The organism is Curtobacterium sp. PhB146 (assembly GCF_004342995.1).
Lineage (GTDB): Bacteria > Actinomycetota > Actinomycetes > Actinomycetales > Microbacteriaceae > Curtobacterium.
In genome coordinates this window covers 1207015-1219142 of the sequence record NZ_SMBN01000001.1, presented here as the reverse complement: position 1 = coordinate 1219142, position 12128 = coordinate 1207015, and the positions used below count along the sequence as shown (strand labels likewise).

Sequence of the window (12128 nt, the reverse complement as noted above, 5' to 3'; positions counted from 1 at the left end):
ACGCGACCGGTTGAGAGCCGGGAGGCCCGGTGCCAGCTGGAACCGGGCCTCCCGTCCGTCACGCGGTGACGACCACCGCTACTGGTTGCTGAAGGCGGCGTCGAACGCAGCCTGCGGCTGCGGCCAGAGCAGGGAGCGGACGAACGCGGCCGCCTCGGCGGCGCCGTGCAGGCGGTCCATGCCAGCGTCCTCCCACTCCACGGAGATCGGGCCGGCGTAGCCGATGTGCCGGAGCGCGCGGAACGCGTCCTCCCAGGGGATGTCCCCGTGCCCGGTCGAGACGAAGTCCCATCCGCGGCGTGGATCGCCCCACGGCAGGTGGGATCCGAGGATGCCCTGCCGGCCCGACGCGGAACGGATGCGGGTGTCCTTGCAGTCGACGTGGTGGATGCGGTCCGCGAAGTCGGTGATGAAGCCGACGGTGTCGATGCCCTGCCATGCCATGTGCGACGGGTCCCAGTTGAACCCGAAGGCCGAGCGGTGGTCGATCGCCTCGAGGGCACGCACGCTCGTCCAGTGGTCGTACGCGATCTCGGACGGGTGGACCTCGTGGGCGAACCGGACACCCTCGGCCTCGAACACGTCGAGGATCGGGTTCCACCGGTCCGCGAAGTCCTGGTAGCCGGCGTCGATGACGTCCTGCCCGACGGGCGGGAACATCGCGACGTACTGCCAGATGCTCGATCCGGTGAACCCGACGACGGTGTCGACACCCATCTTCCGGGCCACGCGGGCCGCACGCTGCATGTCGGCGGCGGCGCGCTGCCGGACGCCCTCGCCGTCACCGTCGCCCCACACGGTGTCGCGCAGGATCGCGCGGTGGCGGAAGTCGATCGGGTCGTCGCAGACGGCTTGCCCTGCGAGGTGGTTCGAGATCGCCCACACCCCGAGGCCGTGGCGGTCGAGGACCTCGAGCCGGCTCCGCAGGTAGGCGTCGTCCTCGTCCGCGCGGGCGAGGTCGAGGTGGTCGCCGGACGCTGCGATCTCGAGACCGTCGTAGCCCCACTCCGCGGCCAGGCGGGCGACCTCCTCGAAGGGCAGGTCGGCCCACTGCCCGGTGAACAGGGTGACGGGGTTGGTGGTGGTGCTCATCGTTCCTCCGTGCTGGTGCTCGTCCACCGTCCGGTCGCGGCTCCGCGCAGGACGGCGTCGACGACCTCGAGGGAGCGGACACCGTCCTCGACGGTGGGGAGTCCCTCGGGTGTCTCGCCACGGACCGCGGCGTAGGTGTCGGCGCAGAACGCCGCGAAGGCGTCCGTCCAGCCCTGCGGGTGCCCGGCCGGTGTCCGGTTGAGCCGCGCCTGGCCGGCGGAGACGGATCCTTCGGCACGGTGCACCGTCGTGGAGCCGTGCTCGCCGCCGAACCACACGGACTCGGGGTGCTCCTGGTCGAACACGGCAGACCCCTGCGAGCCGTCGACCTCGATCCACAGGCGGTTCTTCCGGCCGGCGGCGACCTGCGAGACGACGGTGTTGGCCAGGGTGCCGTCGGCGGTGGCGAAGGTCACGACGGCGGTGTCCTCGGTGCGGACCGGGACGGTGCCGGTGCCGGTTTCGGCGCTGGTGCCGGTTCCGGTTCCGGTTCCGGTTCCGGTTCCGGGTCCGGGTCCGCCGAACGATGCGCCGGCGGAGGTGGGGTCGGGGCGCTCGGCGTAGGCGATCGACGTCCGGGCGGTCAACTCCGTGAACCTCGTTCCGGTGATGAACTCGGCCAGGTCGGTCCAGTGCGTCCCGATGTCCGCGAACGCCCGCGACGGACCGCCCCGCTCCGGGTCGACCCGCCACGTCGAGGCGTCCGGCGACACCATCCAGTCCTGCAGGTACGAGCCGTGCACGGTCAGCACCCGGCCGAGCGTGCCCGCGGCGACCCGGGCACGGAGCTCCCGGACCATCGGGTGGTACCGGTACACGTACGGGACCGTGCTCACCGTGCCGGCGGCGCGCACGGCATCGGCGAGCCGTCGGCCCTCCGAGAGCGTCATCGCGACCGGCTTCTCGACGACGGTGTGCAGCCCGGCCGCCGTGGCGGCCAGGGCGTAGTCGACGTGGGTGTCGTTCGGCGTGCAGACGTGCACGACGTCCGGCCGGTCCGCGACCAGTTCGTCGACGGACGCGTACCCGGTCGGCACGCCCCACCGTTCGGCGGCCTGCCGGGATCGCGACGCCGACGAGCCGAGCACCCCGCCGACGACCGCGCCGGCGTCACGGGCCGCCCGGACGTGCGCGTCCGCGATCATGCCCGTCCCGATCACGGCGACGCGGAGTGCGGTCACCGGCGTCCCTCGAGGAACGCACGGAGCCCGGCGACGACGAGGTCGTGGTCCTCCGTCGAGGACAGGCCGGAGGCCGTCGCGGCCGCGACCACACCGGCACCGCGGACCCGGATCGGGAACGACCCTCCGGTCACGGCGTACTCGGCGCCGAGCCACCCGATCGCCGCGGGATCGACCCCGGCGGCGGACAGCCGGGCGTCGACGAGGGCACTCGACTGCTCCATCCGGAGCACGACCGCGGCCTTGCGGTCGATCCAGACGTGCTGGTCCGGGGTGATGCCCGGTGTCGCCGCGCGGAACAGGCCGAGGCCGGGACGACGGATGTCGATGCCGACGGCGTGGCCGGCCTCGTGGGCGATGCCGCGGATCAGGGAGCCCAGCTCCCAGGCGTCGTCGTGGGTGAAGGCGTCGAGCACGAGGTCGCGCTCCTGCTGTTCGAGGGTGGTGATGAGGTCGGACATCGTCGTCTCCTGCTCAGCCCGCGGCGATCTGCGCGCGGGCGGTGTCGACGGTCTCGAGGATCGAGATCGTCTCGTCGAGGGTGTGCAGCGGGGACTCCGTCCGCCCCTCGCCGACGAAGCGTGCCAGGGCGGTGGCTTCCCAGGCCAGGGCGGCGAAGCCCCGCAGCGGTGTCGGGTCCTGCCAGTGCAGGACGGGCGAACCGTGTGCTGCTGCCGAGATCGTGAAGGTCGTCGGGTTGTAGAAGGGTCCGGCGAAGTCGATCGTGCCCTCGGTGCCGGCGATCGACGCAGTCGTGGGCGTGCGGGCGGCGATGGTCGTGTGCAGGACGGCCTGGGCGGCGCCGTGTTCGAGGACGAGCGAGCCGGAGGCGTCGACGCCGGACTCGGTCATCCGGCCTCGTGCCGTGACGCGGTCCGGGGTCCCGAGCACCATCGACGCGAACTGCACGGCGTAGATGCCGAGGTCGAGCAGCGCTCCCCCGCCGAGCTCCGGACGGAACAGCCGGTGGTCCGGGCCGAACGGGATCGCCTGGCCGTGGTCGGCGAGCACGCTGCGCACCGCACCGAGCGCACCGTCCGCCAGCAGGGTCCGGAGCACCGAGGCCTGCGGCAGGTACCGGCTCCACATGCCCTCCATCGCGAGCACCCCGGCGGCGCGTGCGGCATCGGCGACGGTGCGGGCCTCGGCAGCCGTGACGGTGAAGGGCTTCTCGATGAGCACGTGCTTGCCGGCGGCGATCGCTGCCAGGGCCACCGCGGCGTGCTCACTCTGCGGTGTCGCGATGTAGACCACGTCGACGTCGGGCCGGGCGACGAGGGCGTCGACACCCTCCACGGCTGCCTCGATCCCGTGCTCGGCGGCGAACGCGGATGCGCGGGGCAGTGACCGGGACGCGACGGCGACGATGCGCTGGGCGGTCGAAGCGCGCACCGCGGTGGCGAACTCGCCGGCGATCCAGCCGGGGCCGACGATCCCCCAGCCGAGGGACGGCTCACCGGACGCCGTCGTGAAGAGCTCGGGTTCGGGCAGGGCGGTGGGGATCATCGTGCTCCAGTGCTCTCGGTTCCGTGGTTCGTCGTCGGGCGGTGGCATTTGCGCTTGGCACGAGATAACATCGCCGACGTCGTCATGTTAGCACGAGCCAAACGCGCGTCACCGATGACCGGGTTTCCGACCGGACGACGTGCACACGACCCGAGGAGGAGTCGATGTCGACAAGGCTGCCGGCGCACCCGTTCACCACCGCCACCCCGACCAACCACGTCAGCAACTGGTACCTGACCGCCCTCGGACTGGCACAGTTCGGCATCTACGTGGCGATCTTGTCGCCGGTCTACGTCAGCATGCAACTGAAGGCCCAGGCGCTGAACCCCGACGACCCCGCCTCGGTGATCGCCGTCGCGCTGCCGCTCGGATCGCTCGGCGCGATCTTCGGCAACCCGCTGTTCGGCGCCCTGAGTGATCGAACCCGGACGCGGTGGGGGCGCCGCCGCCCGTGGCTACTCGGCGGCATCCTGGTGCTGCTCGGCGGACTCGCCATGGTGGCGTACTCGCCGAACGTCGGCATGCTCACCGTGGCGTGGATCATCTGCCAGCTCGGGTCGAACGCCGCCTACTCGGCCATGATGGCCAGCTGGGCGGACAACGTGCCCGAGCTGCAACGCGGCCGCGCCTCGAGCGTGATCGGGCTGGCGCAGAACCTGGCCGTGCTCGCCGGCACGTACGCCGCCGTCCTGCTGGTCGAGAACCTGCCGCTGCTGTTCATCTTGCCCGGCATCCTCGGCGTGCTCTGCGTGCTGGTGTACGCGTTCGTCACCCCCGACCGCATCCCCGAGGTCCGACCGAAGCCGTTCTCGTGGCTCACGATCGTGCAGACCTTCTGGACGAACCCGATCACGCACCGCGACTACGGACTGGCGTGGTGGTCGCGGTTCCTGATCATCCTCGCCACGTTCCTGTTCACGACGTTCCGGCTGTTCTACATGCAGGACCACCTCGGCATGACCGCGCAACGCGCCACCTCGGCAGTGGCGTTCGGTGTCCTCCTCTACACGATCGCACTCATGATCGGCACGGCGTTCTCGGGCTGGCTGTCCGACCGGCTGCGGCGCCGCAAGGTGTTCGTCGGCGGCTCGACCCTGCTCTTCGGCGTGGGCCTCGTCGTGCTCGTCTACGCGCAGGACGTCACCGTGTTCTACGTCGCCGAGGTGATCATGGGCTTCGCCTACGGCATCTACGTGGCCGTCGACAACGCCCTGGTGGTCGACGTCCTGCCCGACAAGGACAAGCCCGGCAAGGACCTCGGCGTCATGAACATCGCGAACTCCCTGCCGCAGTCGTTCGCGCCGGCACTCGGTGCCTTGCTGCTCGGGGTCGGCGCTGGTGACAACTACCCGGTGCTGCTCTGGGGCGCCGGCATCGTGGCACTCGTCGGCGCACTCGTCGTGATCCCGATCCGCAGCGTGCGCTGAGCGGCAGCCACCCCGACCCGGAACGACATGGTCGACGTCGCACGACGTCCACCACGTCGTTCCGGGTCAACGCTCGACGCTCAGCGCTCGGCAGGACCCGTCGACGCGCGCACCACGAACCCGGTCGGTGTCGCGACACGACGTCGCTCCCCACCGTTCCCCGAGGTCCGGTCGAGGACGGCAGCCAGCGCCGCGTCGACCGTCGCCTCGACGTCCTGGTGCACCGACGTCAAGCGGTGGTAGCTGAGCGACGCGAGGTAGCTGTCGTCGAAGCCGACCACCGACACCCGTCCCGGCACGTCGACACCGTGCTGCGCGAAGACGGCGAGCAGGCCGGTGGCGCACTGGTCACCGCAGCAGACCACGGCGGTGGGCAGGGTGTCGCGGGCGACGAGCGTGCGGGCGGCCGCGGCGCCATCCTCTTCGCTGAAGCCGCTGGGGACGACGTCGGTCTCGGCTGCGAGTCCGGCGCCCTGCATCGCGGCACGGTACGCGGTCGCACGATCGAGGCCGACCAGCCCGTCCTCGCCACCGACGTAGGCGATGCGGCGGTGACCGAGACCGATCAGGTGCTCGACCGCGGCGCGGAGCCCACCGGTCTCGTCCACGTGCACGTTGTCGGCGTAGGGGGCGTCCGTCCACTCGCCGAGGAGCACGACCGGCACGAGGCGACTCGCCTCCTCGAGCGCGGTCGCGTCGGGGTCGGGGTTGAACACGACGAGGGCCTCGACGCGTTCGCCGAGCAGGTCGGCCACCACCTGGTCCGTCGAGCGCTCGGCACCGGCGGGGCCGAGGGCGACGCCGAAGCCCTGCTCGGCGGCACGGGCGAAGAGCCGTTCGACGAACCGGACCTGGAACGGGTTGCGCATGCTGAAGACCGCACCGATGAGCCGCGTGCGGCCCTCGCGGAGCAGCCGGGCCGAGGTGTGCGGGCGGTAGCCTAGCTCGGCCGCCGCCGCGAGGATCCGGTCGCGGGACTCCGCGCTGGGTCCGGGCGCGCCGCGGAGCACGAGCGAGACGAGCTGCCGGGACATCCCGACGTGCTCGGCGACGTCGCGCATCGTCGGCAGGCGGCCGCCGGTGGGGCGCCGCTCCGGCAGGTCGTCGGTCCCCGTCGTCACCCGGCCAGTCTGGCACGTGCGAAGGACGCGTAGGCTGCGATGGCACGAGCCAATCCCTGCGAGAGGACGACGATGACCCTGACGCTGCCCACCCCGGTGCTGCCCGACCCCGACGCCGTTCCGGCCCTGCGGTGGGGCGTGATCGGCACTGGCATCGCCGGCAAGTTCGTCACCGCGATCCACCGGCACACGCCGCAGCGGGTGATCGCCGTGACCGCCCGTGATGCTGCGAAGACCGCACGGTTCGCGAAGGAGCACGGTATCGACCGGACCGTGCCGAGTGTCGAGGCGCTCGTGACCGACCCCGAGGTCAACGTCGTCTACGTCGCCACCCCGCACCCGCTGCACCGCGAGCAGGCCCTCGCTGCGATCGCCGCCGGCAAGCACGTCCTGATCGAGAAGCCGATCGCGATGTCCGCTGCCGAGGCGCAGGAGATCACCGGTGCGGGACGGGCCGCCGGCGTGGTCGTCATGGAGGCGATGTGGACGCGGTACCTGCCGCAGTCGGACATCATGCGGCGACTGCTCACCGACGGCACGATCGGCACCGTCCGGCTCGTGACCGCCGACTTCGGGTTCGTGATGCCGTACGACCCGGGGCACCGCCTGTGGGCGCCGGAGCTCGGCGGCGGCGCGCTGCTGGACGCCGGCGTCTACCCGATCTCGTTCGCCGCCTCGGTGCTCGGCTCCCCGGACCGCGTGCTGGTCGAAGGGGCGAGCGGTCCGGGCGGCGTCGACGTGCGCGCCGACCTGCTGCTCTCGTACGCGGGCGGAGCCCGGTCGATGTTGTCGACGTCGCTCGAGACCGCGCTGCCCGTGCGAGCCTCGGTCGTCGGCACCGAGGGACGCATCGACGTCGGCAGCCCGTTCTTCGGGCCCTCGTCGATCACCGCGGTTCGTGGGAACTTCGCGGCGTCGGAGTCCGCGACCTGGACGGACCAGCGACTCGAGGTGCTGCATGACGGGCTCGCCTACCAGGCCACCGCACTCGCGTCCTTCGCAGCCGAGGGGCGGATCGAGTCGCCGGTGCACACGCACGACGATGTCGTCGGCGTGATGCGGGTCATCGACACGGCCCGGGCAGCGATCGCTGCGGCCCTGTGACGGTCAGGTGAGCCCGACGTTCCGCAGCCACCGGTCGACGTCGTCTCCGGCAGCGCGCTCGCGGACGTCTTCGCCGCGCACTGCGAGCCCCTCGCCGAGCGTCGCCCCGGTGTCGAGGTCGCGGTAGAAGGACTCGGTGGAGCCCAGACCGCTCACCGCGTACGTGACGACCGGCAGCAGCCGCTTGCCGGACAGGTCGACGGCCTCGACGAAGGTCGCCATGATCATCGGCGGCTGGACGTTCCAGATCGGGCTCCCGAGCAGCACCGTGTCGTAGGCGCGCAGATCGGGCAGTTCGCTCGCGATCTCCGGACGGGCGTCGTCGTCCTGCTCCGTGCTGTTGCGCGCCACGGTGGCGTCGTAGCGGTCGGAGTAGGGGTCGGCGGCCTCGATGCGGACGACGTCGCAGTCGATCCGGTCACCGATCAGACCGGCGAGGACCTCGGTGTTGCCCGTGTCGATGGTGCGCCGACCGCCGTTCCAGTAGTTCTCGCCGGGTCGGGAGAAGTACGCCAGCAGGACGCGGTCGTCGCGCGCGGTCGGGGACACGGTGCTCCTCGGGGTGGTGGACGGAGTGGGCGCGGTGGTGCACGCGGCCAACAGCCCACCCACGGCGACACTGAGCGTGCTCGCTGTGGCGGTCCGCAGCACCTGACGGCGGGTGGGCTGCCGGCCGGGCACGCAGATCAGGCTTCGGCGCGGCCGGTGAGCCAGCGGACCATGTCGGGGTCGACGTGGGAGAAGAACTGCGACTCACCGGCCTCGAGCTCGGCGATCGTCGCCATCTGCTCGTCGGTGAGCTCGAAGTCGACGACGTCGAGGTTCTGCTGCATGCGCTCGGGCTTGACGGACTTCGACACGACCACGACGCCGCGCTGCACGAGCCACCGGAGCACGACCTGCGCGACCGATTTGCCGTGCGCCGCACCGATCTCGGACAGGACCGGGTTGGTGAACAGATCGTTCTTGCCCTCGGCGAACGGCGCCCATGCCTCGAGCTGCACGCCCTCCGTCTGCATCAGCTCCTGGTAGTCGGCCTGCTGGTGGAACGGGTTCGTCTCCATCTGGTTCACCGCGGGCACGACGTCGGCGAACGCGATGAGGTCCACGAGTCGGTCGGCGGCGAAGTTGGACACGCCGATCGCGCGGAGCCGGCCGTCTCGGTGCGCCGTTTCGAGAGCACGCCACTCGCCGTAGTAGTCACCGAACGGCTGGTGGATCAGGTACAGGTCGAGGTAGTCCAGGCCGAGCTTCTGCAACGACGTGGTGATCGCGTCACGGGCGCCGTCCTCGCCGCGGCGCTGGATCCACAGCTTCGAGGTGATGAACAGCTCCTCGCGGGGCACACCGCTGGCGGCGATGCCCCGGCCGACGGCTTCCTCGTTGCCGTACGAGGCGGCGGTGTCGATCAGTCGGTAGCCGGACGTGATCGCATCGGTGACGGCCCGCTCGGTCTCGTCGGCGGGGATCTGGTAGACGCCGAAGCCGAGCTGCGGCATCGTCGTACCGGTGTTGAGGGTCACTGTGGGAGTCGTCTTCGCCATGACTCCCATGAGACTCCCGCGACGGCGTCCGTGGGAGGGCGGGCTCTTCCGTGTACCAGCAGTCACTCCTTCGCGACAGCGCGTCGTCGTACGGTGAGGGGCATGGACAACCAGGCCGAGGTCAGTGACTTCCTCCGCACCCGGCGTGCTCGCATCACGCCCGAGCAGGCCGGCCTCATCAGCGGCGGTCGGCGACGCGTCCCCGGGCTCCGTCGCGAGGAGGTCGCGATGCTCGCGGGGACGAGCATCGACTACTACGCAAAGATCGAGCGCGGGAACCTCTCCGGGGTGTCGACCGAGATCCTCGAGGCGATCGCCAGTGCGCTGCAACTGGACGACGCCGAGACCGAGCACCTGCACGACCTCGCCCGCGGCGCGGCTCCGGCCCCGATCCGTCGGCGGACCACCACGCCGGAGCCAGTCGTGCGTCCGAGTCTGCAACGCTTCCTCGACACGGTCACCGGGACACCGACGTGGGTGCGGAACCGGCAGATGGACATCGTCGCGACGAACCCGCTCGGCCGGGCGCTCCTGGCACCGGTCCTCGACGCCCCGGGTGCGCAGGGCAACAACGCACGCTTCACGTTCCTCGACCCCGCGGCCCGGACCTTCTACCCGGACTGGGTGGCGGGCGCGAACAGCATCGTCGCGACGCTCCGACAGACTGCCGGACAACACCCGCACGACAAGGACCTCACCGGACTCATCGGGGAGCTCGTGACCCGGTCCGACGAGTTCCGGGCCCGCTGGGCTGCCCACGACGTGCGGTTCCACCGCACCGGTGCGAAGCGGATCCACCACCCCGACGTCGGCGACCTCGAGTTCACGTACGAGGCGTTCGACCTGCCCGACAGTCCCGGGTGGACCATGTACGCCTGCACGGCGACAGCCGGGTCGCCCACCGGAGAACGCCTCACCCTGCTCGGCAGCCTGTCGGCGACCTCGGCAACGAGCTGACGTGGGTACCGTCACTCCCGTGCCCGGTCCTCGCCTCATCCACCACCTCGGGGTCTTCGCCAGCGACTTCGCCGCGAGCGAGGCGTTCTACACGGCGGCACTCGCGCCACTGGGGGTCGAGGCGGGCTACCGCACCGAGTCCGTCGCCGAGTACTGGACCACCGGCCAGGACACCCCGAGCGTCTCGCTCGAGACCGCACCCACGACGGCGGCGGTGACCCGTGGTCTGCACCTGGCGTTCGAGGCGGCGAGCCGCACCGAGGTCGATGCGTTCCACTGGGCGGCCGTCGCGTCCGGCGGGCTCTCGCGCCACGAGCCTCGGTACTGGCCCGAGTACCGCGCCTACACGGCGTTCGTGAGCGACCCCGACGGCAACAACGTCGAGGCGCTCGTCAAGGAGCACTGAGCGCGGCGACGCCGCCCGTCGGTTCCCTCAGCATGCCTGCAGGCGACCGTTCGCCGACGCGGCGGCGTCGGTCATGCGTCGCAGGAACGCCAGGACGACCCGCGTCTCCTCAGGATCGGTGTCCCGCACCGTGGCGGCGATCTCGGCACCGGAGAACGCGAGGAACCGCCCGCTCTCGGCGCGCGCGGACTCGGTCGGCCGCAGGGTGACCCGCCGTCGGTCGGCGCTCTCGCGGTGCCGGGTGACGTGCCCGGCCCCTTCGAGGCGGTCGAGCAGTACCGACGTGGCGCCCGACGTCATGCCGATCCGCCGGGCCAACTGCGCCGGGGAGAGTGGCTCGCCGGCCTGGTCCGCCCACACGATCTGCCCGAGGGCGTTCGCGTCGGAACCGGGCAGACCGATCCACGACGACAGGTGGCGCTGGAGTTCGTCGAAGGTGACGGCCCAGTCGCGCAGCGCGTGCATGACGGCCACCTCGTCGTCGGACCACACCGTGGTGAGGGGGTCGATGTCGGGCATCCAGGTTCCTTTACTGTGCAGTTGCTTTACTGTAAAGCATGACCTCACAGCACGCAGTGATCTCCGGAGCCAGCATCGCAGGCCTGTCCGCCGCCTGGTGGTTGCGCCACGTCGGGTGGCAGGTGACGGTGATCGAACGTGCGCCGTCCTTCCGCGACGGCGGGCAGAACGTCGACGTCCGCGGGGTCGCTCGCGAGGTGCTCGAGCGCATGGGCCTGGTCGACGCCGTCCGCGCACGCAACACGACCGAGACCGGGACGGTGATCGTCGATCGTGACGGCAAGGTCCGGTCCGAGCTGCCCTCCGACGGCCCGGACGGTGCCACCGCAGAACTCGAGGTCCTGCGCGGCGACTTCGCCCGGGTGATCCTCGACGACCTGCCCGACGGCGTCAGCATCGTCTACGGCGAGACGATCCAGGACGTCGACGACCAGGCCGGCGGACGCCGGGCGACCGTGACCACCGACGCCGGACGGGTGCTCGACGCCGACCTCGTGGTCATCGCCGAGGGCGTCCGCTCCCGGACCCGCGACCGGCTCTTCGCCGCGGAGGGCGAGGTCGACGAGCGGGACCTCGGGGTGACCATGGTCTTCGGGACGATCCCGCGCACGCCGTCCGACGACGACCGCTGGCGCTGGTACAACGCTGTCGGCGGGCGTCAGGTCCACCTGCGCCCGGACCCGTACGGCACGACGCGGGCGATCCTGGCCTACGCCGGCGGCGACGACCTGGTCGGCCGCTCGCGGTCGGAGGCCCTGGCGACACTGCGGACCCGCTACGCCGACGCCGGCTGGCAGACCGAGCGCGTGCTCGACGGGTTCGACGGCTCGGACGACGTCTACCTGGACGAGCTGACCCAGATCCGGATGCCGCGCTGGCACCGCGGCCGCGTGTGCGTGATCGGCGATGCGGCCTGGTGCGTGACACCGATGGGTGGCGGTGGCGCTTCGCTCGCCCTGACGAGCGGGTACGTGCTGGCGGCATCGGTCACGGCGGACGAGGACCTCGACCGCGCGCTCGACGCCTTCGACACGTGGATGCGCCCCCTGGTCGACAAGATCCAGGGCATCCCGAAGGGCATCGTGCACTTCGCGTACCCGCAGACCCGGCTCGGGCTCGCCGCCCGGGGTGTGGCGGACAAGGTGCTGCTGTCGGCGCTCTTCCGACCACTGGCAGCACGGCTGACCCGGGTCGCCGACAGCGATCGCCCCCTGCCGCCACTGCCCGAGACCCTGCAGCAGGGTTCGCGGTAGCGCTGCCGGGGCGGGCCG

General features: G+C 71.4%; 13 protein-coding genes. 5 read left to right on the top strand and 8 right to left on the bottom strand.

Features of this window, described 5'->3' with window-relative positions:
- Window positions 1-78: 78 nt before the first annotated feature.
- The 4 genes from EDF33_RS05965 to EDF33_RS05950 are packed head-to-tail and all read right to left on the bottom strand — an operon-like array spanning window position 79 to window position 3779.
- Window positions 79-1092 (bottom strand): sugar phosphate isomerase/epimerase family protein, encoded by a 1014-nt coding sequence (locus EDF33_RS05965; RefSeq protein ID WP_132099517.1) that lies wholly within the window; start codon window positions 1090-1092, stop codon window positions 79-81.
- Window positions 1089-2273 (bottom strand): Gfo/Idh/MocA family oxidoreductase, encoded by a 1185-nt coding sequence (locus tag EDF33_RS05960; protein ID WP_132099516.1) that lies wholly within the window; start codon window positions 2271-2273, stop codon window positions 1089-1091. Before EDF33_RS05960 ends, EDF33_RS05965 begins: the two co-directional genes overlap by 4 nt.
- Window positions 2270-2734 carry a heme-degrading domain-containing protein gene (locus EDF33_RS05955; RefSeq protein ID WP_123340601.1) on the bottom strand — a complete coding sequence of 155 codons (465 nt, stop codon included), beginning with the start codon at window positions 2732-2734 and terminating at the stop codon, window positions 2270-2272. The genes EDF33_RS05960 and EDF33_RS05955 overlap by 4 nt, the downstream gene beginning before the upstream one ends.
- Window positions 2735-2747: 13 nt before the next feature.
- Window positions 2748-3779, bottom strand: coding sequence for a Gfo/Idh/MocA family oxidoreductase (locus tag EDF33_RS05950; protein WP_123340781.1), 1032 nt, complete (start codon window positions 3777-3779; stop codon window positions 2748-2750).
- A 164-nt stretch (window positions 3780-3943) separates the two neighbouring features.
- Between EDF33_RS05950 and EDF33_RS05945 the strand changes: the two genes are divergently transcribed.
- On the top strand, window positions 3944-5206 hold the full coding sequence (locus EDF33_RS05945) for an MFS transporter (RefSeq protein ID WP_123939097.1): 1263 nt from the start codon (window positions 3944-3946) through the stop codon (window positions 5204-5206).
- An 80-nt stretch (window positions 5207-5286) separates the two neighbouring features.
- On the opposite strand, the gene EDF33_RS05940 is transcribed toward EDF33_RS05945, so the two are convergent.
- Window positions 5287-6327: a LacI family DNA-binding transcriptional regulator gene (locus tag EDF33_RS05940; protein WP_207906634.1), complete on the bottom strand. Its 1041-nt coding sequence runs from the start codon at window positions 6325-6327 to the stop codon at window positions 5287-5289.
- 72 nt (window positions 6328-6399) lie between these two features.
- Here EDF33_RS05940 and EDF33_RS05935 point away from each other — a divergent pair, with 72 nt between their 5' ends.
- Entirely contained in the window at window positions 6400-7431 is a 1032-nt protein-coding gene (locus EDF33_RS05935; RefSeq protein WP_131878154.1) for a Gfo/Idh/MocA family oxidoreductase, read from the top strand.
- 3 nt (window positions 7432-7434) lie between these two features.
- Here the strand turns inward: EDF33_RS05935 and EDF33_RS05930 are convergent, their stop codons facing one another.
- Window positions 7435-7980: a flavodoxin gene (locus tag EDF33_RS05930; RefSeq protein ID WP_243648959.1), complete on the bottom strand. Its 546-nt coding sequence runs from the start codon at window positions 7978-7980 to the stop codon at window positions 7435-7437.
- 137 nt (window positions 7981-8117) lie between these two features.
- Window positions 8118-8975 carry an aldo/keto reductase gene (locus EDF33_RS05925; RefSeq protein WP_131878152.1) on the bottom strand — a complete coding sequence of 286 codons (858 nt, stop codon included), beginning with the start codon at window positions 8973-8975 and terminating at the stop codon, window positions 8118-8120.
- A 102-nt stretch (window positions 8976-9077) separates the two neighbouring features.
- Here EDF33_RS05925 and EDF33_RS05920 point away from each other — a divergent pair, with 102 nt between their 5' ends.
- Both EDF33_RS05920 and EDF33_RS05915 read left to right on the top strand, forming a co-directional pair.
- Window positions 9078-9932, top strand: coding sequence for a helix-turn-helix transcriptional regulator (locus EDF33_RS05920; RefSeq protein ID WP_131878150.1), 855 nt, complete (start codon window positions 9078-9080; stop codon window positions 9930-9932).
- Between the two features lie 19 nt (window positions 9933-9951).
- Complete coding sequence (locus tag EDF33_RS05915) at window positions 9952-10338, top strand: VOC family protein (protein WP_131878148.1); 387 nt, start codon at window positions 9952-9954, stop codon at window positions 10336-10338.
- A gap of 27 nt (window positions 10339-10365) precedes the next feature.
- Here EDF33_RS05915 and EDF33_RS05910 read toward each other — a convergent pair whose 3' ends face one another.
- Window positions 10366-10857, bottom strand: a complete 492-nt coding sequence (locus EDF33_RS05910) for a MarR family transcriptional regulator (protein ID WP_131878146.1) — start codon at window positions 10855-10857, stop codon at window positions 10366-10368.
- Between the two features lie 38 nt (window positions 10858-10895).
- On the opposite strand from EDF33_RS05910, the gene EDF33_RS05905 reads away from it, so the two are divergent.
- Entirely contained in the window at window positions 10896-12110 is a 1215-nt protein-coding gene (locus EDF33_RS05905) for an FAD-dependent monooxygenase (protein ID WP_123340593.1), read from the top strand.
- The last annotated feature ends 18 nt before the right edge of the window (window positions 12111-12128 follow it).

Bases quoted from the DNA above. Each gene is read 5' to 3' on its own strand.
- EDF33_RS05965 (WP_132099517.1), bottom strand. From the start codon at position 1,092: ATGAGCACCACCACCAACCCCGTCACCCTGTTCACCGGGCAGTGGGCC.
- EDF33_RS05955 (WP_123340601.1), bottom strand. From the start codon at position 2,734: ATGTCCGACCTCATCACCACCCTCGAACAGCAGGAGCGCGACCTCGTG.
- EDF33_RS05950 (WP_123340781.1), bottom strand. From the start codon at position 3,779: ATGATCCCCACCGCCCTGCCCGAACCCGAGCTCTTCACGACGGCGTCC.
- EDF33_RS05945 (WP_123939097.1), top strand. From the start codon at position 3,944: ATGTCGACAAGGCTGCCGGCGCACCCGTTCACCACCGCCACCCCGACC.
- EDF33_RS05935 (WP_131878154.1), top strand. From the start codon at position 6,400: ATGACCCTGACGCTGCCCACCCCGGTGCTGCCCGACCCCGACGCCGTT.
- EDF33_RS05925 (WP_131878152.1), bottom strand. From the start codon at position 8,975: ATGGCGAAGACGACTCCCACAGTGACCCTCAACACCGGTACGACGATG.
- EDF33_RS05920 (WP_131878150.1), top strand. From the start codon at position 9,078: ATGGACAACCAGGCCGAGGTCAGTGACTTCCTCCGCACCCGGCGTGCT.
- EDF33_RS05910 (WP_131878146.1), bottom strand. From the start codon at position 10,857: ATGCCCGACATCGACCCCCTCACCACGGTGTGGTCCGACGACGAGGTG.
- EDF33_RS05905 (WP_123340593.1), top strand. From the start codon at position 10,896: ATGACCTCACAGCACGCAGTGATCTCCGGAGCCAGCATCGCAGGCCTG.